Raw genomic sequence first — 26,575 nt, forward strand, 5'->3', positions numbered from 1 at the left:
CGCTGAATGGCTACCACTGAAAAGAACATATTGTACCGCATCTATTTCGTTGCAGCATGTATGCTCCTGCTGGCCATTGGCGTGGGGGTAAAACTGCTGGACATTCAGTTCCTGGAAGGGGATAAGTATGAGCAGATCGCCCAGCAGCGCACCTACAAGAATTTTGTCATTCCTGCCAACCGCGGGAACCTGTATGATGCCGGCGGAAACCTGCTGGCCACTTCTGTGCCTAAATATGACATCAGGTTTGACGCGGTTACAGTATCAGATAAAAATTTTGAGGAAAACCTTCTTCCTCTTTCCGAAGAATTGTCAAAGATGTTCGGAAAATCAAGCGCGCATTATGCGAAGACCTTGCGCACGGCCCGGGCCAACAAGCACCGTTATTTCCTAATCGCCCGCAACCTTGGATATTCAGAATACATCAGGATCAAGAATTTTCCAATGTTCAGATTGGGTTCTAACCGCGGAGGGATAATCGTGGAGCAGCGTACAGTGAGGGAGCATCCGTTAGGAAAAATGGGTGAGCGCACCGTAGGTTATGAGCGCCAGGATGACAGCGGATACTACACCCGGGTGGGACTGGAAGGCGCTTTTGGTCCTTACCTTAGAGGGAAGGAAGGCCGACGCCTTAAGCAAAAGATCGCCAAAGGCCAGTGGAAGCCTATTAGTGATAACAATGAGGTAGAGCCGAAAGATGGCTACGACCTTATTTCGACCATTGATGTTAAGATACAGGACATCGCTCATCACGCGTTGCTGCGGCAGCTTGAAAAATATGAGGCCGATCACGGATCTGTAGTGGTGATGGAAACCGAAACGGGCGAGATCAAGGCGATCTCTAACCTGGGGCGCACTTCTGAAGGCACTTATTTTGAAAAACTGAATTACGCCGTGGGTGAATCTCACGAGCCGGGATCTACCTTTAAACTTATGGCCATGATCGTGGCGCTTGAAGATAAAGTGATCGACACCAGCACCGTGGTAGATACAGATAACGGGATCATGACCATCTACGGCCGAAAGGTGCGGGATTCCCACCGGGGCGGCTACGGAAAGATCTCCGCAGCCAAGGCTTTCGAAGTTTCCTCTAACGTGGGGCTGGTAAAATTGATCTACGATAATTATAAGGACAAGCCGCAGCAGTTCGTTGACGGTTTAAAAGATATGCATTTGCATGAAGAACTGGGATTAGCCATCAAAGGAGAAGGGGAGCCCTATATTCCTGCTCCCGGAGATAAGACCTGGAGCGGTCTTTCATTGCCCTGGATGGCATACGGGTACGGAAGTATCCAGCTTACTCCCTTGCAGACCCTTACCTTCTACAACGCCATTGCCAATGGCGGGGAAATGGTAAAACCACGTTTCATAAAAGAAGTGAAGGAGTGGGATCGCACGGTGGAGAAATTCGAAAAGAAAGTGATCGATCCGGCTATTTGCAGCCCGGAGACCGTGGAGAAGGTAAAAGAAATGATGAAGAACGTGGTAGAGCGTGGTACAGGAAAAAGTCTCTACGAACCTCATTTTTCAATGGCGGGAAAAACGGGAACCGCGCAGACCGAATATTGGATGAAGGACTGGCCTAAAAATCCACGATACATTTCCTCTTTTGTAGGATTCTTTCCGGTAGAAAAGCCGAAATATTCCTGCATTGTGGTGATCCATAAACCCGATTATCGCACAGGCTATTACGGCGCCGATGTGAGCGGACCAGTTTTTAAAAGGATAGCCCAGAAGATCTTTACCGACACTCCCGTGCTGGATGAATTCAGCAAACTGGATACGGTGGTACCGGTGATCGAAAAAGATTATAATAAATATTTCTCTGTAGCTAGAAAATACAAGGAAATAATGCCGAACTTAAAGGGGATGCCGGCTATGGATGCCATTTCTGTTCTTGAGAACCTGGGACTGCGAGTGCAGTTTTCGGGAAGTGGGGAAGTAAAGCGGCAATCCATAAGCCCGGGAAGCAAAATTTCTAAGGACCAAATAGTAAAATTGATTTTAGGTTGAAGTTATTAAAAGACATATTATATAGAGTTTCCCTTGAAGCAGTGGTGGGCAATACGGCTGTGACCGTGAATGAGATCCATTTTGATTCCAGAAAGGTCTCTTTTAATGATGTTTTTGTTGCCATTAAAGGAACCCTTTCAGACGGGCACCGCTTTATAGAAAAGGCGATAGAACAGGGGGCTTTGGCTGTAATTTGTGAGGAGATGCCTAAAAATACCGTGAACGGGATCACTTATGTGCAGGTGAAAGATTCACAACAGGCCCTGGCTTATATGGCCGCCAATTTTTATGATGACCCCTCAAAAAACCTGAAACTGGTTGGGGTTACCGGTACCAATGGAAAGACCACTGTGGCTTCCCTTTTATACCAGTTATTTACAAAAGCCGGGTTCAAGGTGGGGCTGCTTTCTACTGTACAGATACGTGTGGGGGAGGAGACCTTCAAAGCCACTCACACTACCCCAGATTCAGTAACCATCAACAGTTATCTGAAAAAGATGAACGAAGCCGGGGTAGAATATTGTTTCATGGAAGTGAGCAGCCACGGGATCGCGCAGCATAGAACTACCGGACTTCATTTTGCCGGAGGGATCTTCACCAATCTTACGCACGAACATCTGGATTACCACAATACTTTTGCCGAATACAGGGATGTGAAAAAAGCCTTTTTTGACCAACTCCCTGCTTCGGCCTTTGCACTTACCAATGCAGATGACAAGAATGGGAAGGTGATGCTTCAAAATACAAAGGCTAAAAAATACACTTACGCCCTTAAGTCGGTTGCCGACTACAAGGCGCAGATCCTGGAAAATGATTTTGGCGGTTTGCTGCTGAAGGTGAACGATCACGAGGTGTGGACCAAGCTGATAGGAAACTTCAATGCCTATAACGTGCTGGCTATTTTCGCCGCTTCGGAATTACTCGGATTGCAAACCGTGGAAAGCCTGAGGCATATCAGTGAACTGGAAGCGGTAAGCGGAAGGTTTCAGTATTACATTTCCGAAGGAAAGATCACGGCCATCGTTGATTATGCCCACACGCCAGATGCCTTACAGAACGTACTGGAGACCATCAACAGCATACGGACGAAAAATGAGGAATTGATCACGGTGGTAGGATGCGGCGGAGATCGCGACCGCACCAAAAGGCCAAAAATGGGACATATCGCTTCGGCTCTGAGCACCAAAGTTATCTTTACCAGCGATAATCCCAGGACAGAAGATCCAGATAAGATCATTGAAGAGATCGAAGAAGGAGTGGAGCCGCAAAATTTCAAAAAGATCATGTCGGTCACCAATCGCAGACAGGCGATAAAGGCTGCATGCCAAATGGCAGAGAAAAAAGATATCATCCTCATCGCCGGAAAAGGGCATGAGACGTATCAGGAAATAAACGGGGAAAGAAAGGATTTTGACGACCTCAAGATCGTGACCGAATTTTTAAAAGAATTAAATAAATAGTTCTCTTCAGCGCGAGAGAAGAAGTATAAGAATATGTTGTACCACTTATTTGAATATCTGGAAAAAAACTACACCTTCCCCGGGGAGCTGCTCTACCAGTACATCTCCTTCAGGTCTGCGATGGCCATTATTTTTTCGCTAGGTATTTCTACCATCTATGGAAAAAGGATCATAAATTACCTTTCCAGGCAGCAAATAGGCGAGAGCGTTCGGGACCTTGGCCTGGAAGGGCAGACCGAAAAAGCGGGTACTCCGACTATGGGAGGTATTATTATTATCATCGCTACTTTGATCCCGGTGTTGCTGTTCGCTAAGCTCAACAATATTTATGTCATCCTGCTTATTGTTACCACTCTCTGGATGGGGGCTATCGGATTTCTGGATGACTATATCAAGACCTTTCGGAAGGATAAAGAAGGCCTGAAAGGTATATTTAAAGTATTTGGCCAGGTAGGTCTTGGAGTGATCGTGGGAGCTACGCTCTTCTTTCACCCGGACATTACCATAAAGGAGAATCCGCAGGTGCCGCTTTCGGCTACTGCGGTGGAGCTGATCTCTTCCGCAGAAAGTGAAAAAATCGAGGTCACGCCCGAAGAAAAATCAACCAAGACCACCATCCCGTTCGTGAAGAATAACGAGTTCGACTATGCGAGTCTCATCACCTGGATCAACCCGGAATGGTCAAAGTACGCGTGGCTGATCTTTATACCTATTGTGATCTTTATCGTGACCGCCGTGTCTAACGGGGCCAATCTTACCGATGGGATCGACGGACTCGCGGCAGGGACCTCGGCCATAATTGTGCTCACGCTTGGGCTTTTCGCCTGGGTTTCAGGTAACATCATTTTTTCAGATTACCTCAACGTGATGTACATCCCCAGAACGGGGGAAATGACCATATACATTTCGGCCTTTGCGGGGGCTTTGGTCGGATTCCTTTGGTACAACACCTTTCCTGCCCAGGTGTTTATGGGCGATACGGGAAGTCTTACCATTGGCGGGATCATCGCCGTGCTGGCGCTGGCCACCAGAAAAGAATTACTGATCCCCATTTTATGCGGAGTGTTCTTAATAGAGAATTTATCTGTGGTAATGCAGGTGGGCTGGTTCAAGTATACCCGAAAGAAGTATGGAGAAGGAAGACGGGTCTTTCTAATGTCGCCTTTGCACCATCATTTTCAGAAAGCAGGCTTTCATGAAAGCAAGATCGTGGTGAGGTTCTGGATCATTGGGATCTTCCTGGCCATTGTGACCATAGTAACGCTGAAGATAAGATAACATGAATAACGAACAAGGACATAACCGGCATCAGTTCCTCGCCATCCTTGGCGGAGGAGAAAGCGGTGTGGGTACGGCCATCCTCGGAAAGAAGGAAGGTTATACCGTCTTTGTTTCAGATAAAGGAAAGATCGCCGAGAATTACAGGCAGCTGCTGGACGAGCATGAGATAGAGTGGGAAGAGGAAAACCATTCCGAAGAGAGGATCCTAACAGCCGACCTGGTTATGAAAAGTCCGGGAATTCCCGAAGATGCACCACTGGTGAACCTGATAAGAGGAAAGGGAATCCCAGTTATTTCTGAAATCGAATTCGCTTCGAGATTCACCAATGCCAATATCATTGGGATCACCGGCAGCAACGGGAAGACCACCACCACCAAGTTCACCCATTTCATTTTGAAGAACGGGGGATTAAAAGTGGGCATGGCCGGTAATGTGGGGCAGAGTTTTGCACGACAAGTTGCCGAGACCGATGTGGATCATTACGTGCTGGAGCTAAGCAGTTTTCAGCTGGACGGTATAGAAGAGTTTTGTCCGCATATCGCGGTGCTCACCAACATCACGCCCGATCACCTGGACAGGTATCGGCACAACTTTGACAATTATATCGCTTCCAAGTTCAGGATCACCATGAACCAAACAGAAGAAGATTACTTTATATATGACGCCGATGATGAAATAATTACCAAATGGCTTCGGGAAAACCCGATAAGGTCTCAAAAACTGCCTTTTTCGCTTCAGAAGGAAGTGATTCCGGGCGCTTACATCAAAGATGAACAAATCATAATCAGCCTTGAAAATACCCAAATAACAATGCCAACATCAGATCTAACCCTTGAGGGAAAACACAATGCCAAGAACGCCATGGCAGCAGCTACCGTTGCACAATTACTGCGCATAAGGAAAGAGACAATTAGAGAAAGCCTTTCCAATTTCCAGGGCGTGGAGCACCGGCTTGAAAAAGTGCTTAAAATAAACAACGTTCAGTACATCAATGATTCCAAGGCTACGAACGTCAATGCCACCTACTATGCTCTTGAGAGTATGGACGCAGAAACCATCTGGATAGTAGGAGGTGTGGATAAAGGGAATAACTACGCGGAGCTTTTGCCGCTGGTAAATGAGAAAGTGAAAGCCATAGTATGTCTCGGGGTGAATAACGAGCCGATCCTTAGCGCCTTTGGCAACTGTGTGGATGTCATAGTAGAGACGCGCAGCATGGAAGACGCGGTGAAAGAAGCGTACAAGCTTGCCGAAAAAGGTGACAGCGTACTGCTTTCCCCTGCATGTGCCAGTTTCGACCTGTTCAAAAATTATGAAGACAGGGGCAGACAGTTCAAAGAGGCTGTACGTAATCTATAAGAAGTAAAAGTTTTAAAGAAGAACATTAATGAGCAACGTTTTTTCCAGGATAAAAGGTGACAAAGCTATTTGGGCGTCTGCCGGCCTGTTGGCAATATTTTCGTTTTTGCCGGTCTACAGCGCGAGTAGCAACCTTGCCTATTTATATGGAGACGGAAGCACTTTTCAATACCTGGTAAACCACTTCATCTATTTGTTCCTGGGCTTTGTGATCATGTTCTTTGTGCATAAAGTACCCTACCGATATTTCATCGGGATCTCGATCCTTATGTTACCTGTGCTGGTCCTGCTGCTGGTCTATACCGTTTCCCAGGGAATGGTGATAGACGGGGCTAATGCCAGTAGGTGGATCTCCATTCCCTTCATTAACAAGACCTTCCAGACCTCCACGCTGGCTTCGGTAGTATTATTGACCTACGTGGCGAGGTATATGGCGAAGATGAAAGATAAAACCTTTAGTTTCCAGGAGTCGATCCTGCCGTTATGGGTGCCTGTGGCGCTTGTGCTCGGCCTTATTCTTCCGGCTAACTTTTCTACCACCGCCATTCTCTTCTTTATGGTGCTGGTCTTGGTATTCATAGGAGGATATCCTTTGAAATATATTGGAATCGTGGTAGGAACTGGAGTGGTGGCGCTGGCTATGTTCATGTTGACCGCCAAAGCTTTTCCCGGACTTTTCCCTAACCGGGTGGATACCTGGATAAGCAGGGTAGAGAATTTTGCCAATGATGAAGATACCGAAGCCGATTATCAGATAGAAAAAGCGAAAATAGCCATCGCCAGTGGCGGGGTTGCAGGTGTGGGAATCGGGAAGAGCGTGCAGCGGAACTTCCTTCCGCAGTCCTCTTCAGATTTCATTTACGCGATCATAGTCGAAGAAATGGGCTTGATTGGCGCCTTCGGAGTGATGCTGGCCTACCTCATGTTGTTCTTCAGGATAATAATTGTGGCCACCAAGGCCGACACCATCTTCGGTAAGTTACTGGTGATAGGAGTAGGATTGCCTATTATTTTCCAGGCGCTGGTAAATATGGCGGTAGCTGTGGAACTTTTCCCGGTCACGGGACAGACATTGCCCTTAATCAGCAGCGGGGGATCCTCTATCTGGATGACTTGCCTGGCTTTAGGAATGGTGTTGAGCGTTAGTGCGAAACGTCAGGAAGAAATTCAGAAACAGGAAGAGGAATTGGAAGTGGATGACGAAAATCCGCTGGAAATTTTAAGCGAAGCAATATGAAAAAAGAGATTCGAGTCATCATATCGGGAGGAGGAACGGGAGGTCACATTTTTCCGGCCATTTCTATTGCTAACGAAATAAAGTTGCGGTATCCCGATGCGGATATCCTTTTTGTGGGAGCGCAAGACAGGATGGAAATGCAAAAAGTTCCCGAAGCCGGTTATCCTATAGAAGGATTATGGATAAGTGGGTTGCAGAGAAGATTAACCGTTAAAAACCTGCTTTTCCCGGTCAAGCTGGTGAAGAGCCTGTGGAAAGCAAGGGATATCATCAGGAAATTCAAGCCAGATGTGGTCATAGGTACCGGCGGTTTTGCCAGCGGACCGTTGCTGCAAATGGCCAACCGCGACAAGATCCCAACCCTCATTCAGGAGCAGAATTCCTATCCGGGAATTACCAATAAATTGCTGGCCAAAGATGCCAACGTGATCTGCACGGCGTATCCCGATATGCACCGGTTCTTTCCAATAGACAAGATCGTGCTGACAGGAAATCCGGTTAGGCAGGATCTTCTCGATGTTCAGAAAAAGAGGGAAGAGGCGGTAGCATTCTTCGGAATAGATCCCGCCAAAAAGACCGTGCTCGTTCTGGGAGGAAGCTTGGGCGCGAGAAGGATAAATGAATTGATAGACGATAACCTGAAGGAATTCAGAAAGAACGACCTGCAGGTGCTTTGGCAAACCGGCAGTCTTTATTTTGAGGAATACAAGCATCACGGGGAACTGGATTTTGTGCAGACATTTGATTTTCTGAAGAGAATAGACCTGGCCTACGCGGCTGCGGATATTATTATTTCCAGAGCCGGGGCGGGTACTGTTTCTGAACTATGCATTGTTGGAAAACCGGTGGTGTTCATTCCGTCACCGAATGTGGCAGAAGATCATCAGACAAAGAACGCCATGTCGGTCGCTGAAAAGGACGCGGCGGTGGTGCTTTCAGAAAGTCATTTGGAGCAGGGCTTCAGGTCCATATTTTTCCCTCTGGTGCAATCAGACGAGAAACTGGAAAGTCTCGGCAGGAACATAAAGAAACTTGAAAAACCTTTTGCCACGGCCAACATCGTGGATGAGATAGAAAAACTAGTCACCTGAAAAACATAAATGGGGCATTACGATAACATACGGAACATTTATTTTATAGGCATCGGCGGGATAGGAATGAGCGCCCTTGCCCGTTATTTCCATGCCCTGGATTATAATGTTTCGGGATATGACCGTTCCAGTTCAGACCTGGTCAACCAATTAAGGGCTGAAGGTATTGAGGTGATCAATTCCTCAAAAGTAGAAGACCTGCCCGAAGCCATTTTGGAAGACAAAGAATCCCTTATCGTTTACACTCCGGCCATTCCCAAAGAACATCCTCAATACCTGCATTTTGTAGCTGATAGTTACCAGATGGAGAAGAGGGCAGAGGTGCTGGGAAAACTCACCAAAGGACATTTTACTCTTGCGGTGGCCGGTACCCACGGAAAAACCACTACCAGTACCATGCTGGCGCACCTGCTGAAGGCGACCGGCGCAGAAGTGACAGCCTTCCTGGGAGGGATAAGCGAAAATTATGACTCCAATCTCATTATGTCGGGAGACAAGGTGATGGTAGTAGAGGCCGATGAATTCGACAGGTCCTTTTTACAGCTGGCGCCAAACATCGCTGCGATCACTTCTATGGATGCAGATCACCTTGACATCTACGGAGAAGACTCCCAAATAAAAGATTCTTTCAGGGCTTTTGCTGCTTTGGTTCCCGAAGACGGGAAGCTCTTTTTTGCAAACGGCCTTCCGCTTAAAGGTACTTCTGTGGGAGTAGAGGATGATTCAGATGTTATTGCTCAAAACGTACAGATTAAGAACGGCAGTTACCTTTTTGATCTAAAGACAAAAGAAAGAACATATCCCGGTTTCAGTTTGCAGCTGCCGGGAAGACATAATTTACAAAATGCGGTCACAGCCCTGGCAATGGCACTTGAATTCGGTGCCCCCCCCGAGTTACTCGCCGGGGCCCTGGCCTCATTTAAAGGAGTTCAAAGAAGGTTCTCGTACAGGATAAGAACCGAGGAACTGGCGCTGATCGATGATTATGCCCATCACCCGGCAGAGATCACTGCCGTGCACCAGGCCATTAAAGAAATGCATCCGGGGAAAAAGGTGCTGGCGGTGTTTCAGCCGCATCTTTTCAGCCGTACCCGCGACTTTGCCGAGGAGTTCGGCAGGAGCCTCAGCCTCTTTGACGAGGTGTTGTTGCTGGATATTTACCCGGCGAGAGAAGAGCCCATTGAAGGGGTGACTTCAGAATGGCTGCTTGAAAAAATCGAAAATAATAAGAAGCAACTGGTTCAAAAAGAGGAGCTTCCGCAGGCGATAAAAAACAGCGACGCCAGAGTGGTGGTCATTCTGGGAGCCGGCGATATTGGTGAAGAAGTGGAAAGAATAAAGAAAAAAATGGCAGGTGAAAATTAACTGGAATTACATAAAAACATTCTTGCTCATTGGCGTAGTGTTCTTTTTATTTGCATTCGCTGAAAAGCGCAATCACGGACGAGTACTTTCCGAAGTAAATCTGCATTTTACCAATAGCGAGAACCTTTACCTCACCGAGGAAGCGGTTAATAAGTTGTTGATACAAAATAAGGTGAAGGTCAGGAGCATAGAGAAAGAAACTTTAGATTTGAATAGGGTGGAGACTCTCCTGGAGGCTCATGACATGATAGAGAATGCAGAGGTTTTCATGACTGTGGATGGAAAATTAGGGGCTAAGATCACACAGAGGAAACCCATTGCCAGGGTAATGGCAGGGCTGCCGTATTATATGGACAGACAGGGCTTAAAAATGCCGCTATCTGAACATTATTCGGCACGAGTGCCGCTGGTAACGGGAGTTTCAGAAGATCAATTGCAGGAAATACATCCGCTGGTCACTTACATCAGGAATGATGAATTTTTGACCAAACATGTAACCGAGCTGAACCGCCTCAAGAACGGAAAATACAGACTTCGCCTAAGACAGCTCGATTTTGAGGTGCTCCTGGGAACCGTGGAAGATATAGATACGAAATTTCGAAATTTTAAGGCTTTTTATCTCAAAGCAATGAAAGATGAAAAGCTGAATGCCTATAAAAAAGTGGACCTACAATTTGGGGATCAGGTTGTATGCACTAAAAAGTAAATTATGGAACAGAACGACATCGCAGTAGGATTAGATATCGGGACTACCAAGATCGTTGCCATGATCGGCCGTAAGAATGAATACGGCAAAATGGAGATCATAGGGATCGGGAAAGCAAAAAGCCTGGGGGTACACAGGGGAGTGGTGAATAATATCACGCAAACCATTCAGTCTATCCAGCAGGCCATACAGGAAGCCGAAGCAGATTCGGGCCTCAAGATCAAAGATGTGGTAGTGGGTATCGCCGGGCAGCACATTCGCAGTCTGCAGCACAGCGACTACATCACCCGCCCGAATCCGGATGAGGTGATAGACGCTTCAGACATTGAGCAGTTGTGCAACCAGGTCCATAAGCTGGTGATGCTTCCTGGGGAAGAGATCATTCATGTGCTTCCGCAGGAATTCAAAGTAGACGGGCAGGCCGAGATCAAGGAGCCTATTGGGATGTACGGTGGCCGTTTAGAGGCTAATTTCCACGTGGTGGTAGGCCAGGTTTCTTCCATCAGGAACATTGGGCGCTGCGTGAAAAGTGCCGGACTGGAACTTTCAGCCGTTACTTTAGAGCCGCTGGCCTCTGCTAACGCGGTGCTGAGCCAGGAAGAAAAAGAAGCCGGGGTAGCCCTGGTAGATATTGGAGGAGGTACTACAGACCTTGCCATTTTTAAGGATGGAATCATTCGGCACACTGCCGTGATCCCATTCGGAGGAGGGGTGATCACCGAAGATATCAAGGAAGGCTGTTCCATTATTGAAAAACAGGCCGAGCTGCTGAAGGTGAAATTCGGATCTGCATGGCCGGGAGAGAACAAGGATAACGAGATAGTTTCCATTCCCGGATTGAGAGGAAGGGAGCCAAAAGAGATCACTTTGAAGAACCTTTCAAAGATCATTCATGCGAGAGTGGTGGAGATCATTGAGCAGGTTTTCCTGGAAATAAAGAATTACGGACACGAAGAGCAAAAGAAAAAATTAATCGCAGGGATCGTCTTGACAGGTGGTGGAGCGCAGCTGAAGCATATCAAGCAGCTGGTAGAATACATCACCGGAATGGATACCAGAATTGGATATCCTAACGAACATTTGGCAGGAGACAGTGATGTGGAAACGACCAGTCCTGTTTATGCCACGGCAGTAGGACTTGTGCTGAACAGCCTTGAGATCGTTAAGAAACAGCCGCAGGAAGAATTAATGGAAGAGGCAGCCGAAGAGGAGGCCAGGAGCGAAATGCACGACTATGAGGAGGAAGAAGAAAAGGATCCGCAGGAACACCAGACAATAAGCCAGCCGCGCAGAACAATATTTGAAAAATGGTTTGAAAAATTCAAGGATTTTTTAGACAACGCCGAATAAGCGGCAAATAAAATACTATGAAGAAAAGAAAAAGAAGTAAAGAACCAGTAAAACAGAATTTATGAGCAGCACAGAATTCGGAAACATTTCATTCGATCTCCCAAAGAATCAATCGAACGTAATCAAAGTTATTGGTGTTGGCGGAGGAGGTAGCAACGCGATCAATCACATGTTCCAACAGGGAATCAAAGGAGTTGATTTCGTGATCTGCAACACAGACGCCCAGGCCCTTGAGAACAGCCCGGTTCCCAACAAGATTCAGCTTGGTGTAAGTACCACCGAAGGTCTTGGCGCGGGAGCCGATCCGCAGGTAGGGGAAAAAGCTGCCGTGGAAAGCTTTGACGACATCAAGGGAATGCTGAATTCCAATACCAAAATGGTATTTGTGACTGCCGGAATGGGAGGTGGTACCGGTACCGGTGCGGCGCCTATCATCGCGAAGCAGGCCAAGGATATGGGAATCCTTACGGTAGGTATTGTGACCATTCCTTTCCAGTTCGAGGGAAGAACCCGAAACGAACAGGCACAGGTGGGAGTTGAAAACCTGAGAAACCATTGTGATTCACTTATCGTGATCAACAATAACAAGCTGCGCGAAGTTTATGGTAACCTTGGTTTCAAAGCGGGATTCTCAAAAGCCGATGAGGTGCTTGCTACTGCTTCTCGCGGAATTGCAGAAGTAATTACTCATCACTATACACAAAACATTGACTTGCGTGATGCCAAGACCGTATTGAGCAATAGCGGAACGGCCATTATGGGGTCTGCACAGGCTTCGGGAGCTAACCGTGCCACCGATGCCATCAGCAAAGCGCTGGATTCACCACTTCTTAATGACAACAAGATCACCGGAGCTAAAAATGTATTGCTGCTTATCATTTCTGGTTCCGAAGAGATCACCATTGATGAGATAGGAGAAATAAGTGATCACATTCAGGCAGAGGCCGGTCACAGTGCCAACATTATCATGGGGGTTGGAGAAGATGAGAGTCTTGATGAATCTATTTCGGTTACCATCATCGCCACGGGTTTTGATGTGGAGCAACAAAATGAGATCGTAAATACCGAAGCAAAGAAGATCATCCACACGCTGGAGGATGAGCAAAGGGCCGAACACGAGCTTTCTCCAAAAAAGACATCTTCAACTTACCAGCCTGCCCCTAAAAAGGAGGAGGAAAAGAAGATCGTTCACACGCTTTCTTTAGAGGAGGAAGAGGAAGATAAGGAGCCGGAGAGTAACCATACTTCGGAAGAAGTGCGAAATATGGCCGTAGATTACGAAGAAGTAGAACCTTCAGAAGACGAGTTCATTATCACCGATGCGGTGAATGACATTGAGGTGACCGATCCTGAAATGGTAGAGCCAGATAACCAGGAGCAGTTCATGTTCACCTTTGATTTTCCAAAGAACCAGGAAGAGCAACAGGAGCCTGAAGAAGAGCCACGCATGGAGACTCCTAAACAGCAGGAGCCAAAGAAAGTGGTGCACAGGCTTTTTGACGAGGAGTCAGACAGCAGAGAGCAAAATAAGCCGAAGGAACGTGCTGCACAGAGAGATCAGAACGGGGTGACCAGGTATTCTCTTAGCGACTATATGGAAGTAGAGGAGATGCTGAATTCCACTCCTAAGAACACTGCTCCTAAAAAAGAAGAGAAGCAACCGGAGCCCGAAATGAGCAAGCCTGCATACCAGGAACCTCAACCGGCAAAACCGGCACCTAAGCCCGAAAAGAAAGAGAATCAGGAGGAGGACGATGATCCTTTCAACAATCCTATCAACGAAACTTTGGTAAAAAGGGCCGCGGAAAGAAGGGCGAAAATGAAGGAGTTTAATTACAAGTTCAGGAACAACATTTCAAAGATCGATGAGATCGAAAAACAACCTGCTTATAAGCGTCAGGGAATCAATCTTGACAATTCCCGACCAGGGGAGGAAAAGATCTCCAGAACCAGCCTAAATACTGGTGATGATGACGAGATCAGGTTCAGGACCAACAATTCCTTTTTACACGATAATGTAGACTAATCTAACCAATATTAGTCCCCCCTTAAACCCGAATCCATCCCCAGGGATTCGGGTTTTATTTTTATCTTCGCACTAAATAAATCCAAGCTTAAAATGAGTTTACAGGAAAAAGTAATGACCGAGATGAAGGCTGCTATGCGGGCCAAAGACAGCAATAAACTGGAGGCTCTTAGAGCCGTGAAAAGTGCGATCCTGCTGGCGCAGACCAATGCCGCGGGTAAGGACGGCCTTAATGAGGACGAAGAGCTTAAGCTGTTACAGAAGCTGGTAAAACAGCGTAAGGAAAGCGCGGCCATTTACAAGGAGCAGGGGAGAGAAGACCTGGCCCAGCCCGAGCTTGACCAGGCAGCGGTGATAGAAAGCTTTCTTCCGGAGCAAATGAGCGAAGAAGAGATCGAAAAAGAGGTGGAGGCAATAATAGCCAAGACCGGCGCCACCGGCATGCAGGGCATGGGGAAAGTGATGGGAATCGCTTCCAAGGAGCTTGCTGGAAAAGCTGACGGCAAGACCATTTCTATGATCGTAAAGAAGAAGCTTGCTTAAATAAGAAAAAGAATAGATCGTAAAGAAACCCCTGCTTAGCAGGGTTTTTTTTTGCCTGAAGGTTTCCTACCAATTGGCGATAAACAGTTTGATACAATTCCAGGCCAGTATTATGTTTTTCGTGTTGATATTTTACTGTTTGTCAGCTTGTTAAGGTTTTTACCGGTATTGTTTAACAGAATTTTTCAATAATTCTGAGGTCCCTTTAGTAGCTTAGAAAGGCTTACAGGATCCCAATATTATGAACTTTTCTACCTATACCCCGGCGTTATGCCTGCTCTTGTTCTTCTTTGGGGTTACCTATTCCCAGAAGAAGAACCCTTCTGTCTATCCTGAAAACAAGGAGAGGCTTCAAAGATTTTATTTAATAGGAGATACCGGACATAATTCATCCAAAGATGGGTTACCGGCATTAAACGCCCTTGACACTTTTCTTCAAACCGAAGAAAATACAGGGAGTGAATATGTTCTCTTCCTGGGAGACAATTTTCCCGGTATCAAAGAACTTCCCTGGTCTACCTCCATGCCGGGGCTTGAAAAATTTAAGGACCGGCACCTCTACATACCCGGAGAACAGGAATGGCAAAGAAAGGGTATTGAGGGGCTGAAGGAGACCCAATCCTTTTTAGAGGAAAAATACCAGAGAGAGGATGTTTTTGTGCCAAAACCGGGATGCGCTTTTTCTTTCATTGATATTTCAGACGAGGTTCATTTGATAGTTTTGAATACCCAATGGTTTTTGGCCGACTGGAATGAACACCCTTTAATTAATGATGATTGCCCAGAGATAAAAACCAGGGAAGCCATGTTCCTTGAGATCGAAACAGAGCTAAAAAAGAACCAGAATAAGACTACCATTTTTGCGCTTCATCACCCATTAAGGTCCAACGGAGTTCATGGAGGTAAATTTAGCTGGTCTTCCAATATCTTAAAAGAGGAAGGTTCCCTTCCGATACCTGTGGTAGGCCAGCTAGTGAATTTCTTGAGAACTAGCGGGGGTATTTCCCGCCAGGATATGGGGAATCCTCAGTATCGCAGTTTGGTCAACCGGCTGCAAACCCTCGCCGGACTCTGGGGAAAGGTGGTATTTGTCTCAGGTCATGATCATTCTTTACAATACCTGGAAGACGAAAATATTAAGCAGGTCGTGGCGGGATCGGGATCTTCAAAAGCATATGTGCGCCAAGATGCAAATACTCTTTTTGCCTCAGAAAAAGAAGGTTTTGCGGTACTTGATGTTTTTAAGGACGGTTCCTCCCAAATCAGGTTTTTTCGCAGTGACAATGGAAATCCAAATTTGCTGTACCAGCATCAGGTGTTCGAAAAAGAAGCAAGTTTTGACGTGCAGGAGCTTTCGGAGAGTTTTCCTGCAACTGTGAAGGCTTCTATTTATTCCGAAGAAGAAACTGATAAATCAGATTTTTACAGGAAATTGTGGGGAGACAGGTACAGGAAACTTTATGAACAACCTGTAAACGTACCGGTAGCCATACTGGACACGTTGTATGGAGGGTTGAAGCCTATGAGGTCTGGAGGGGGGCATCAAACCACCTCTCTAAGGGTTCGGGACACCACAGGAAGAGAATATAACTTCAGAATGTTGCGGAAGGACCCTACACAGTTCCTGCAGGCTACCGCCTTTAAGAACAAACCAATTGAAGAAATGTTTGAGGAAACCTTCGCAGCTAAGATGATTCGCGACTTTTTCACTGCCTCCCATCCCTATGCTTTTCTGGCTGTGCCCGTTCTTGCTGATGCGGCCGGAGTCTACCATACCAATCCTGAGATCTACTACTTGCCCAGGCAAAAGAGCCTGCAAGACTATAATACCATTCATGGAGATGCCCTTTATATGATCGAGGAGCGGCCCGAGGAAAATTGGCTGGGATATGAAAGTTTTGGAGAACCCAACCACGATATCCAAAGCACAGATGGTATGTTTGATAGGTTGCGGCGCGATGAAAAATACAGCCTTGACGAGGCTGCTTATATAAGAGCCCGCATGTTTGACATGCTTATTGGAGATTGGGACCGGCACAATGACCAATGGCGATGGGCAGAAATAGAGCAGGAGAATGGAAACCGAATTTTTAAACCTATTCCCAGGGACAGGGACCAGGTCTTCTCAAATTTTGACGGGCTGGTGTTTGATAAATTAAGAAAGTTGATCGGCTTTATAAATCAGTTTGGTAAGTATGATACAGAGATAACCGATCTTGACTGGTTTAACCGCTCTGCTGCCAATTTGGATCGAGTTTTGGTGCAAAGCTGTGGAAGACAGGAGTGGATCAAGCAAGCCGAATTCCTGCAAAAAGCAATTACAGATGAGATCATTAAGGATGCTTTTTCTCGACTTCCCGAGGAGGCACAGGGAACTACCACTAATGAAATAATTGAGAACCTGAAGGGGAGAAAAGACAATCTGGTAAAAATCGCCACAGAGTATTATGATCTAATTAGCGAAATAGGAATCATGACCGGAACAGATAAGGATGATTTCATTGATGTGGAACGACTGGAAAATGGCGACACTCACGTGCGTATTTCCCGCAATAAGGACGGTAAGAGAGAAGAGATAGTGAGTGAGCGAACCTTCAGGAAAATGGAAACTGATGAAATCTGGGTCTACGGGCTGGACGATGAAGATCAGTTTTACGTAAAAGGAGAAAAGAAACCCGGCATCAAAGTGAGGCTTATTGGCGGACAAAATAACGATGTGTATACTCTATTTCAGGGTGCGGGAATCAGAGTTTATGATTACAAAACGAAAAAAAACAGGATAGAAGAGAACAGGGGCGGAAAGATCTTTCGCACAGATAATTATCAAATTAATGTTTTTGATAAGAATCATAAGATCGTTCACAAGAAAAACCTGCTCCCGTATGTGGGCTATAACCCTGATAACGGAGTCATTCTTGGCGTTCAAACGTCATTCACCAAAAACAGCCTGGTACGTAAGCCTTTTACTGCCAAATACAGGATTAGCGCCGGATACTTTTTTGCTACAGGGGGATTTGAAGCAGCTTATTCGGGAGAATTTGCCTATCCTGAATTTAAATATAATTTTCTGGCTGGCGCAGATTATTCAAGTGCGAAAAATACCATCAACTTCTTTGGTTTTGGAAACGAAACCCAAAATTTGGACAATGTGTATTCCAGAGATTATAACCGAATAAGGGTAGAATCCTTCGGTGCTGAGGCAGGTTTGGTTCGTCGTAATCTCTACGGAAGCACCTTCACCTATAAAGCCCTCTTTGAAGGGGTAGAAGTCGAGGCCACCCCGGATAGGTTCATTTCGGAAGCCTTTCCAGAAAATGAAAAGTTCTTTGACCAGATGTTTTATGCCGGACTGGAGGGAGCCTACAGCTATGAAAGTGTGAACAGCAGGATAAATCCTTCCCGCGGACTTATTTTTCACTTAACGGCCGGGGGTAAACTAAACCTTAAAGAGACGGGGCGACATTTTTATTATGTCAATCCTTTCCTGGAAGTATACACCCCTTTGACAGCAAACGAACGTTTGGTGCTCAACCCAAGATTGCAGTCACAACTAAATTTTAGAGAAGATTTTGAATTTTATCATGCCGCAACTTTAGGAGGCAAAACCGGCTTAAGGAGTTTTCGCCATGAGCGGTTTACCGGCACCCGTGCCTTTGCAGCCGGTACAGACCTTCGGTATAACTTTGAGACCATTAAAAATAATTTTTTACCGGTACAGGTTGGGGTGCTTGCCGGTTATGATCTTGGAAGGGTGTGGATGAATGAAAAAACCAGTGAAAAGTGGCATCATAGCTACGGGGGCGGATTTTGGTTAGCAATAGCTGAAGCTGCAGGAGAAGTGAATCTATTTCATGGAAAAGAAGGATTCCGTTTTTCATTTGGTTTTCAAATGGGCTTGTAAATCCAAAAAGGGCACTATTGCAGATGCCAGGGGGCATTATAAAAAGACGTTCTAATTTGTAGAATTTTCGGTTTTTAACTCCTGGTCCTTTCATAGGCCCCCGACAAATTAACACAGCAGCAGTTTTGGATATGTTTTCATTGGTTTTGCAAGAACTTTTTGTGTAAATTGCGCCACTTTTAAGGCAGTCTTGTCTGTCGCCAGGCAGGGTTCACAACCGAAAGTCTTTGAAAAATTTATTGGCCGCGTAGTTCAACTGGATAGAATATCAGATTTCGGCTCTGAGGGTTGGGGGTTCGAATCCTCCCGCGGTCACTTTTTTTTAACATTTTTCCTGCAAAACCCTTGATTTTCAAGGGTTTTCATTTTTAATGATATTATAATGTATTGTTAAAAATGGAAATAAAAGTTCACAATTCGGTCAACACTTTTTTGTATATTGTTGTTGCGATTTAGTTATGGATCTTTTTGAGTAGTTGATTTGACTTTCGTCTTATAAAGATGTTTCATTTTAAAAGACGACAACTATGAAAACCTCAAGTACCTTCTCCATCCTCTTCTGGATCAATTCCTCACGTCTTAGAAATAATCATGCTGGCCTATACGTCCGCATAACGTGCAATAGTAAACGGGTAAACATAAGTTTAAAAACTAAAGTCAAGAAAAATATTTGGGAAAGCAAAAAATCAAGAGCAAAAGGAAACTCTAAAGAAGCCAAACAAATAAATCAATTGCTCCAGATCACCCGCTCACAGCTTTATCAGTGTTACGTTGATCTAAAACAGGAAGGGAAAACTATTTCAGCTGAATCTATCAAAAAGCGCTTTTTGGGTGAAGACCAGAAAAATTACACGTTAAGAGACCTCATTAACTATCATAACGAAAAAAACCAGAAGGTATTGAATAAATTCACCCTTCGGCATTATGAGACCACTCAAAGGTACCTGATGGAGTATATTCGAAAAGAATACAAAACGAAAGATATAGCTCTAAAAGAAATGAACTACAGTTTTGTAGTGGGGCTGGAAAGTTTTCTAAGAAATTATACTCCCAGGCATTATCAAAAATGTATTGGCCATAACGCCATTATGAAGCACATCCAGAGGTTGCGTAAAATGATTACCCTTGCCTACCATATCGAATGGATAGAAAGAGATCCATTCGTCAAATTCAAACCCCGCATTTTGAAAAAGGAACGCGGCTTTTTAACTGAAAAGGAAATAACTGCAATCGAGCGACTCCGGTTTCCCACAGAAAGGCTAGAGGTAGTAAGAGATCTGTTTATTTTTAGTTGTTATACCGGAATTTCGTTTGGGGATATAATGCTTCTTTCTGCTGAAAATCTGATGAGCGGTGAAGATGGCAATGATTGGATTATCACCAAAAGAAAAAAAACATTAAATCCGGTTAAGATTCCCTTACTTTCTAAGGCCCAAAGGATAATTTTGAAATACAGAGATTCTCCCAGGACTGTGGTTTATGACAGTCTGCTTCCAAGAATTTCCAACCAAAAGGCAAATGCGTACCTCAAGGAAATCCAGGCCCAGGCAAAAATAAATAAGAAGCTTACCTTTCATTTAGCCCGTCATACGTTTGCAACTACTATTACTCTCTCCAATGGTGTTCCTCTTGAGACTATCTCAAAGTTACTCGGCCATTCGGAGCTGAGAACCACCCAGATTTATGCTAAGGTGGTTGAAAAAAAAGTTAGTGAAGATATGATGAAGCTGCGGCAGAAAATTGACAGGGAACCTGAGCCGGAAATAGAGGAAGAATTCAATAGCAATGGAGTGGATTTTTGTTATCACTACAGGGAAAAATAAATCAAATAACTCATGGAACTTACACTCTTGATGCATTAAATTACCCAAAAGAACCTTTGTTTCAGAGGGTTCGGAAAGGATATTACTAATATTCTTTTAAATATCTTATTCAATTACAGGCTAATCACCTGGCACACAGATGAATGGGCAATGCAACCGTGCGGAGCAGGTTGCCCTCTTGCTTTTCCTTATTCCTTCATCCAAGCATAAAAATTTTTAAAAGTAGACAAACCTGACCAGGAGATCAGGTAATCTGTTTAGAAACTTTTCTGACTTAGATTCGTTACTAAAAATACCTATTCTAATGATCTTCCTACCCTCGCCATAAGCTTCCCAGCCTTTATCGAAAAGGAGGTGTAAGGGAAAAAAAGAAAACGCTGCTTCCGACCATTTCTCCTTCACTAGCTTACTCTGTATCGCCATCCATTTTTTTACTGTTTATTAGAAGGATTTGAACTCAAAAATGATCTCAGCGACGGGGAAGAGGACAGACTATTATGAAAAATAGCGAAGGAGGTGATACAAAATTTAGTTCAGGAAATTTTTTCTTCGTATTAGGTCAGAATTTTATTGCACTCTCCTATACCTCTTATTTGACATGAATTCCTCTTAATAAAATGGTATATCCAAATTAGGGAGGGGAGATATTTCGAACTAGGTATTAAGAGAGAATAGTCAAAGATGGTATTACGGTAGAAGAATCAGGAGAAGGAGGAGCATTTCAGGATCAATTGTCCCTGTGGCTTTCTAGAACTTCAAGCCCTTCACGGGTAAGAGTAATTTCTTCTGCATTAATCTCTATCATTTTCAACTCCACCAAATCATTTAAGTGAAGATTTAAATCCTGTTCTTCCAAGATCTCCTCAACTTGACCCTTGTTCAGAAGTTCTAAAAGCTTTATAAGATGGGGGGACATAAAAATATACTATTTGTGTAAATTAAAGGTCGACGGACCATGTGATAATTCCGGAAGTGGAGCAGTTCAACTCACCAGCCGGTGAAAAACAGTTGGAGCATAGATCCAGGTATAGTCATACATAGCAGTAGATTCAACCATATTGTATACAAATTATAATTCAAATCTTATTAGAAAATTACTTTTTCTCAATTTTAGAGATCAAAGAAAGTAGTCCAAGGTATAGAGGATAAGAAAATTTACGCGAAAATCCTTTGTTGTTGTTTTAGCATAAGGGGATAAAAAATAAATAAAAACTGAAGTCAAAGACCAAATCGAATTTACGGGGCTGTGTCGTCTTCTAATTTTTCGAAAACCAGAGTTTCTAAGTCCCCTGCTAGTTCACTTTCTATTTCAAGTTCTAAATTATCAACTTCAATTTCAGTGACTTCCCATTTTTGGTTTAAAGCTTCAAAAGGGGCAGAAGTAGCAAAGTCTAGCACTAAAAACAGTTTATTTGTATCTCTACTTTCAATATTCCATTTTCCAGAGACGGTTGTTTCATCGTTACTGGCCTTGACATCCATATTGCTATTAAAGGAAAAAGTATAGCCGTTATACTCTTCTGTAAATTCACCATTCTCCGTGGTGTATTCTTCGATGGTCCAATTTCCCTGGGTTAGAAAATCAAGTAAGACATCTTCATCATCATCATCGTAATCAAAATCATCATCTTCATCACAAGTGTCAACATTGTTTTCTATAGCAGATTCTAAAGACTCCAGGCTGCTTATCATAAGTTCGTAACCATCAGAGAGAATTAGAACAATAGGAAGGTTGAGATGAACTGCAATATAATCTTCAAGATTATCAAGGAGAGCAAAAAATTCAGCATCATTGGATACTATTATGGTAGTTGGAATAGATGCATTAGACGCAAGAACTTCGAAGGTTAAAGGATATTTAAAGTTTATACATTCAATATCTTCATCCAACTCATCTTCATCAGAACTTTCAGAAATATACGTATTTAGTTCGGACTGGTTAAAAACAGTAACTTGTGTATAATCAGAAAAAATAATATCTATTGGAAATTTGATTTGGATTTCATCGTCATCATCCGAATAAGCTTCAATAGCATTCTCTATTAACTGATAATCACTTTCTGTTCTGACTTCAATTGTAATTCCATTCACAATCACAGTAACAGGCAACACTATAGTTATATTATTTGCTCCATCTAGGATGTTGTCTTTTGACCCATCTTTAAGAGTAGTACGACTTACTAATTCAAACAATCGGGTGTCCGACTGGATTTGAGACACTTCATATTCCTCAAAGGTTTCAGGTATGCTTTCCTGGCAAGATAGAATTAAAGCTAAAAAAGATATGGTAAACCAAGGGCAGAAGCATTTTTTCAAAACCCGCATAATAAATCGTTTATTATATAACATCTAATACTTATATATTTACCCTTGAAAACATAAACTTTTTTATTTTGCAAAAAAGCTAATTATCATTGGAAAAGAAATTGAACGACGATATCTGTGACGAAAATTTATTTTCAAGTATCTATAACAAATATATACAAGATTTAAATGATTTTTTATATTACAAATATGGTTCACTTTTAGGGCCAGAAGACAAAGCACAAGAAGCTTATATTCAGCTCTGGACCAATTGCGCAAAAGTATCTTCAGACAAAGCAAAAAGTTTTTTGTTTACCGTAGCAAATAATCTGATGCTAAACGAAGTGAAACATCAGAAAGTAGTTTTAAAATATCAAGAGATCAGGAATGGTGATTCTGATAATGAGAGTCCAGAATTCTTGCTTGAGCACGAACAATATCTTCAAAAATACAAAAAAGCTCTAGAGAATCTTTCAGAAGTTCAGCGTGTTGCTTTTTTGTTGAATCGTGTTGAGGGTAAAAAACATAGTGAAATTGCTGAAATGCTTGGTATAACATTAAGGGCAGCAAGAAAAAGGATCTACAGCGCAGTCGAAAATTTGAGAAAAGAAATAGATGGAATCTAAAACGGGTAAATTTTTAATGGACAGTTGTTATATATATAAATAGTGTGAAAGTGGATAAGGAATCTTTATTAATAAAATGGTTGGACGGTGAGTTGAGCGATAGTGAATTGGCACTATTTAAGCAACTTCCTGAATATCAATCGTACAAGAAATTAAATGAGAATGCAGCTTATTTCAAGTCTCCAATTATTAATAAAGAAAAGCAATATGCCATTCTCAAATCCCGATTGGAAAAAGAAAAGAGACTAGCTTCTAATGAAAATGCCTCTTTCAAAATACTTATGCGTATTGCAGCTATTTTTGTAGTTGGTTTGGGTTTATACGTCGCAACAATAAAAGAAGATTTGGTAAAGGTCAATACGTCGATTGCAGAACAAACCAACTTTAGCTTACCTGATAATTCTGAAATTATTCTTAATGCGGACTCAAAAATAAAATATAACGAAAAAGATTGGGAGAAAAAGAGAGAAGTAATTCTTAAGGGGGAAGCTTTTTTTAAAGTAGCTAAAGGGGAAAAATTCGAGGTAGAAACAGATCTCGGCACTGTTACCGTGTTGGGTACAAAATTTAATGTAAAGCAACGGGGAAAACTTTTAGAAGTCCATTGTTATGAAGGATTAGTAAAAGTCGAGGTAGGTGAATATAATTTCAAATTACCAGAAGGAACTTCTTTACGCTTGTTTGAAAACAAGTTAAAAAAAGGAAAAACAAACTTTACAAATCCATCTTGGATTTCAGGGAAAACTACTTTTGAGAGTGTGCCATATTACGTGGTCGTGGAAGAGTTTGAAAGACAGTATGGTGTCACTGTTGTGTTAAATAACTTTGATAGGCAAAAAATCTTTACAGGAAGCTTTATTCATGATAACATGGATTTAGCTTTAAAATCTATTACCCAGCCTTTTAAGCTAAGCTATAAGATTAATAAGGACCATATAAGAATATTCAAGAATGACTAAAAAAGGACTACTTATTTTTTGTACTTCCTTTTTTCTATGGTTCAATTTTCTTTCCTCTCAAACAATTCAGGAGAAACAATTACTAACAGAAGTTCTAAAAGAATTAGAGGCTAATTACATTGCAAGTTTTTCTTATTCTAATGAGGACATTCAAGGTATTAAAATCTTACCACCTTCAAAAGATTTTTCCTTTAATGAAGCTATTAATTATTTGAGGAATAAAACAGAACTTAATTTCAACGTTCTAGAAAATCGGATGGTGACTATTGTAGCACCTGAAGGTACCTTATTTGAAATATGCGGTATTTTATTGGATCAGGAAACCAAATATCCCATTGAAGGTGCTAAAATCAAAACAGGATTGAAATCTGCCATTAGTAAAGAAAATGGTTCATTTGAAATTCAAGCTATAAAAATAGGTGACACTTTAGAAATTAGACATGGTAGTTACGAAAATTTTTTCATAACAATCACAGATGTGCCATTTGATTGCTGGACTATAATCTTAAGACAAAAAGTTTATGAATTAAACGAAGTTATAGTATCTAATTTTATGACAAAAGGAATTAGAAAAACTTCAGATGGGGCTACCAAGATAAACTACAACCAGTTCGGAATATTGCCTGGTCTCATTGATACTGATGCACTTCAAACGGTTCAATCCTTACCAGGAGTAAATAGTATAGATGAAACAGTAACCAATATTAATATTAGAGGTGGATCCCACGATCAGAATCAGATAACATGGAATAATATCAAAATGTATCAGACAGGGCATTTTTTTAGCCTTATATCCGCATTTAATCCAAATATGACCAACAAGGTTACATTGTATAAAAATGGAACGCCTTCAGAATTTTCCGAAGGCGTCTCTGGAACAATTAGCATAGAAAGCACAGATAAAATAGCAGAAAATTTTAAGACTACATTAAGCGGTAATTTGATTGAAGTGAATGGAATGTTTGATATTCCCATAGGTAAAAAAGCATCTATACAAATCTCTGGAAGACGTTCCTATAGTGATTTCATTAATACCTATACATCGAAAAATTATTTTGAAAAGGCATTCCAAAATACCGAAGTAATCCAAAATGAAAGCAATGTCATTTCAGAAGACGATAGGTTTAAGTTTTTTGATATTGAAGCAGTTTTGAACTATAAAATGACGGAAAAGGATAAGCTTAAGGTTAGTTTCATTACTATGAAGAATCACTTGTCGTTTTTTGAAAGTGCCCTTATTCTGGAAGTAGAAGAGAAAAGGAAAAGTACATCTGAACAACAAAACATGGCTTTGGGAATTTCCTATGACCATATTTGGGACGATAGATTCAGAACGACCTTACAGATTTATGGACTTCAATATGATTTGAAAGCCAAGAATGTTGATATTCTGAATGAAAAACAATTGGTTCAAGAAAATAGTATTGGTGAGACAGAATTCAAAATCGCATCAAATTTTCGCCTCAATAATAATATAACACTCAGCGGGGGGTATAGTTTTCATGAAACGGGTATTTACAATCTAAACGAATCCAATAACCCACTGTTTAGGACCTATTCAAAGGACGTATTGAGAAAGCATGCCCTTTTTACAGGTGGACAGCTTGGGACCATTGATCAAAAAACAATTTTTAGAACCGGATTTCGAATCAATTATATTGGTTCTTTTAACCAGTTTATTTTAGAACCAAGACTTAGTTTTAACCAGAAGATTTCAGAGGCTCTAACCTGGAATATTCTTGGTGAATATAAACATCAAACTACTACACAGTCTGTGGATTTTCAAAACGATTTTCTCGGAGTAGAGAACCGGAGATGGATAGCATCGAACAACGAAGATATTCCTATTATCAAGAGTAGGCAGTTGTCTACAGGCTTAACGTATAAAGAAAATCATTGGTTGATAAATTTTGAGCTGTTTTACAAAGAAGTTGAAGGGATAGTTGCCCAAAGTCAGGGATTTCAAAATCAGTATGAATATAAAACAGATCGAGGAAGTTACTCCGGACAAGGCATTGATGCTTTTATTAGTAAAAAATTAGGCCTTTTAAGCTTTTGGGCAAGTTACTCGATTCAGGATTTGAAGTATGAATTTAAAACTTTGCAAGTATCAGAATTCCCCAACAATTTTAATGTAGATCATTCTGTGAAGTTAGGCACTTCCTACAGTTTTAGCAAATTGAAAATAGCAACAGGTTTAAAGTGGTACACAGGTAAAGCGATTACAAATCCAGTGCGGGGAAAGGAAGTAATGAATGGTGAAATAAATTTTGAACCCGCAAACGCCAGTAAATTGCCCGATTATTTTAGATGGGATGCATCCATGATATATGATTTTGAGGTCAAAAAATTTTTAGACATAGAAATGGGTATTTCTTTATGGAATATTACCAATAAGAATAACATCACCAACAAATTTTATAAATACAGCGAAGTACATTCGTATTTAGATATTAAAGAAAATTCGTTAGAATTTACACCAAACATCCTTTTAAAAATGATTTTTTAAATGATTTCCGAAAGTTGACTT

At 42.6% G+C, this 26,575-nt stretch carries 18 protein-coding genes, 1 tRNA gene and 1 pseudogene; 18 read left to right on the forward strand and 2 right to left on the reverse strand.

Translation table 11 applies throughout. The features are described from left to right. Nucleotides 1–6 precede the first annotated feature (6 nt). The 15 genes and pseudogenes from BLS64_RS12230 to BLS64_RS15350 all read left to right on the forward strand — a co-directional run bounded on the left by BLS64_RS12230 (nt 7) and on the right by BLS64_RS15350 (nt 20,156). A complete protein-coding gene (locus BLS64_RS12230; protein ID WP_093113847.1) occupies nt 7–2,013 on the forward strand; it encodes a penicillin-binding protein in 2,007 nt (668 codons plus the stop codon). Further along, complete coding sequence (locus BLS64_RS12235; protein ID WP_093113845.1) at nt 2,010–3,473, forward strand: UDP-N-acetylmuramoyl-L-alanyl-D-glutamate--2,6-diaminopimelate ligase; 1,464 nt, start codon at nt 2,010–2,012, stop codon at nt 3,471–3,473. The genes BLS64_RS12230 and BLS64_RS12235 overlap by 4 nt, the downstream gene beginning before the upstream one ends. Nucleotides 3,474–3,506: 33 nt before the next feature. Beyond that, nucleotides 3,507–4,751: a phospho-N-acetylmuramoyl-pentapeptide-transferase gene (mraY, locus tag BLS64_RS12240; RefSeq protein WP_093113844.1), complete on the forward strand. Its 1,245-nt coding sequence runs from the start codon at nt 3,507–3,509 to the stop codon at nt 4,749–4,751. A gap of 1 nt (nt 4,752) precedes the next feature. Beyond that, entirely contained in the window at nt 4,753–6,114 is a 1,362-nt protein-coding gene (gene murD / locus BLS64_RS12245; RefSeq protein ID WP_093113842.1) for a UDP-N-acetylmuramoyl-L-alanine--D-glutamate ligase, read from the forward strand. Between the two features lie 28 nt (nt 6,115–6,142). Beyond that, the gene (locus BLS64_RS12250; protein ID WP_093113841.1) at nt 6,143–7,351 is read left to right on the forward strand and encodes an FtsW/RodA/SpoVE family cell cycle protein; all 1,209 of its coding nucleotides are present in this window, start codon (nt 6,143–6,145) and stop codon (nt 7,349–7,351) included. Then, nucleotides 7,348–8,442: an undecaprenyldiphospho-muramoylpentapeptide beta-N-acetylglucosaminyltransferase gene (murG, locus tag BLS64_RS12255; RefSeq protein ID WP_093113840.1), complete on the forward strand. Its 1,095-nt coding sequence runs from the start codon at nt 7,348–7,350 to the stop codon at nt 8,440–8,442. Before BLS64_RS12250 ends, murG begins: the two co-directional genes overlap by 4 nt. 9 nt (nt 8,443–8,451) lie before the next feature. After that, nucleotides 8,452–9,807, forward strand: a complete 1,356-nt coding sequence (gene murC, locus BLS64_RS12260; RefSeq protein ID WP_093113838.1) for a UDP-N-acetylmuramate--L-alanine ligase — start codon at nt 8,452–8,454, stop codon at nt 9,805–9,807. Then, nucleotides 9,797–10,513 carry a cell division protein FtsQ/DivIB gene (locus BLS64_RS12265; protein WP_093113837.1) on the forward strand — a complete coding sequence of 239 codons (717 nt, stop codon included), beginning with the start codon at nt 9,797–9,799 and terminating at the stop codon, nt 10,511–10,513. The genes murC and BLS64_RS12265 overlap by 11 nt, the downstream gene beginning before the upstream one ends. A gap of 3 nt (nt 10,514–10,516) precedes the next feature. Further along, nucleotides 10,517–11,863, forward strand: coding sequence for a cell division protein FtsA (gene ftsA, locus BLS64_RS12270; protein ID WP_093113835.1), 1,347 nt, complete (start codon nt 10,517–10,519; stop codon nt 11,861–11,863). A gap of 61 nt (nt 11,864–11,924) precedes the next feature. Further along, nucleotides 11,925–13,889, forward strand: coding sequence for a cell division protein FtsZ (ftsZ, locus tag BLS64_RS12275; RefSeq protein WP_093113834.1), 1,965 nt, complete (start codon nt 11,925–11,927; stop codon nt 13,887–13,889). Between the two features lie 93 nt (nt 13,890–13,982). After that, nucleotides 13,983–14,432, forward strand: a complete 450-nt coding sequence (locus BLS64_RS12280; protein ID WP_093113833.1) for a GatB/YqeY domain-containing protein — start codon at nt 13,983–13,985, stop codon at nt 14,430–14,432. A 241-nt stretch (nt 14,433–14,673) separates the two neighbouring features. After that, nucleotides 14,674–18,333: a metallophosphoesterase family protein gene (locus BLS64_RS12285; protein ID WP_093228670.1), complete on the forward strand. Its 3,660-nt coding sequence runs from the start codon at nt 14,674–14,676 to the stop codon at nt 18,331–18,333. A gap of 241 nt (nt 18,334–18,574) precedes the next feature. After that, nucleotides 18,575–18,648, forward strand: a tRNA-Arg gene (locus BLS64_RS12290). Between the two features lie 212 nt (nt 18,649–18,860). Beyond that, a pseudogene (locus tag BLS64_RS15345) lies at nt 18,861–19,493 on the forward strand (phage integrase SAM-like domain and Arm DNA-binding domain-containing protein); the annotation flags it as partial. Between the two features lie 24 nt (nt 19,494–19,517). Continuing rightward, on the forward strand, nt 19,518–20,156 hold the full coding sequence (locus tag BLS64_RS15350; RefSeq protein WP_245693458.1) for a site-specific integrase: 639 nt from the start codon (nt 19,518–19,520) through the stop codon (nt 20,154–20,156). Between the two features lie 727 nt (nt 20,157–20,883). On the opposite strand, the gene BLS64_RS12305 is transcribed toward BLS64_RS15350, so the two are convergent. Both BLS64_RS12305 and BLS64_RS12310 read right to left on the reverse strand, forming a co-directional pair. Continuing rightward, nucleotides 20,884–21,072 carry a hypothetical protein gene (locus tag BLS64_RS12305; protein WP_093113829.1) on the reverse strand — a complete coding sequence of 63 codons (189 nt, stop codon included), beginning with the start codon at nt 21,070–21,072 and terminating at the stop codon, nt 20,884–20,886. Nucleotides 21,073–21,392: 320 nt separating this feature from the next. Beyond that, nucleotides 21,393–22,505: a hypothetical protein gene (locus BLS64_RS12310; RefSeq protein WP_143019317.1), complete on the reverse strand. Its 1,113-nt coding sequence runs from the start codon at nt 22,503–22,505 to the stop codon at nt 21,393–21,395. Nucleotides 22,506–22,570: 65 nt separating this feature from the next. Between BLS64_RS12310 and BLS64_RS12315 the strand changes: the two genes are divergently transcribed. The 3 genes from BLS64_RS12315 to BLS64_RS12325 are packed head-to-tail and all read left to right on the forward strand — an operon-like array spanning nt 22,571 to nt 26,554. Beyond that, on the forward strand, nt 22,571–23,086 hold the full coding sequence (locus BLS64_RS12315) for an RNA polymerase sigma factor (protein ID WP_093113827.1): 516 nt from the start codon (nt 22,571–22,573) through the stop codon (nt 23,084–23,086). 50 nt (nt 23,087–23,136) lie between these two features. Then, nucleotides 23,137–24,045: a FecR family protein gene (locus BLS64_RS12320; protein WP_143029425.1), complete on the forward strand. Its 909-nt coding sequence runs from the start codon at nt 23,137–23,139 to the stop codon at nt 24,043–24,045. After that, nucleotides 24,038–26,554, forward strand: a complete 2,517-nt coding sequence (locus BLS64_RS12325) for a TonB-dependent receptor (protein WP_093113825.1) — start codon at nt 24,038–24,040, stop codon at nt 26,552–26,554. The genes BLS64_RS12320 and BLS64_RS12325 overlap by 8 nt, the downstream gene beginning before the upstream one ends. Nucleotides 26,555–26,575: the final 21 nt, after the last annotated feature.

Origin of the sequence: Salinimicrobium catena, assembly GCF_900102915.1 — a bacterium.
In the GTDB taxonomy this organism is placed as follows: Bacteria; Bacteroidota; Bacteroidia; order Flavobacteriales; family Flavobacteriaceae; genus Salinimicrobium; species Salinimicrobium catena.

Bases quoted from the DNA above. Each gene is read 5' to 3' on its own strand.
- BLS64_RS12230 (WP_093113847.1), top strand. From the start codon at position 7: ATGGCTACCACTGAAAAGAACATATTGTACCGCATCTATTTCGTTGCA.
- mraY (WP_093113844.1), top strand. From the start codon at position 3,507: ATGTTGTACCACTTATTTGAATATCTGGAAAAAAACTACACCTTCCCC.
- murD (WP_093113842.1), top strand. From the start codon at position 4,753: ATGAATAACGAACAAGGACATAACCGGCATCAGTTCCTCGCCATCCTT.
- BLS64_RS12250 (WP_093113841.1), top strand. From the start codon at position 6,143: ATGAGCAACGTTTTTTCCAGGATAAAAGGTGACAAAGCTATTTGGGCG.
- murG (WP_093113840.1), top strand. From the start codon at position 7,348: ATGAAAAAAGAGATTCGAGTCATCATATCGGGAGGAGGAACGGGAGGT.
- murC (WP_093113838.1), top strand. From the start codon at position 8,452: ATGGGGCATTACGATAACATACGGAACATTTATTTTATAGGCATCGGC.
- ftsA (WP_093113835.1), top strand. From the start codon at position 10,517: ATGGAACAGAACGACATCGCAGTAGGATTAGATATCGGGACTACCAAG.
- ftsZ (WP_093113834.1), top strand. From the start codon at position 11,925: ATGAGCAGCACAGAATTCGGAAACATTTCATTCGATCTCCCAAAGAAT.
- BLS64_RS12280 (WP_093113833.1), top strand. From the start codon at position 13,983: ATGAGTTTACAGGAAAAAGTAATGACCGAGATGAAGGCTGCTATGCGG.
- BLS64_RS12285 (WP_093228670.1), top strand. From the start codon at position 14,674: ATGAACTTTTCTACCTATACCCCGGCGTTATGCCTGCTCTTGTTCTTC.
- BLS64_RS12305 (WP_093113829.1), bottom strand. From the start codon at position 21,072: ATGTCCCCCCATCTTATAAAGCTTTTAGAACTTCTGAACAAGGGTCAA.
- BLS64_RS12310 (WP_143019317.1), bottom strand. From the start codon at position 22,505: ATGTTATATAATAAACGATTTATTATGCGGGTTTTGAAAAAATGCTTC.
- BLS64_RS12325 (WP_093113825.1), top strand. From the start codon at position 24,038: ATGACTAAAAAAGGACTACTTATTTTTTGTACTTCCTTTTTTCTATGG.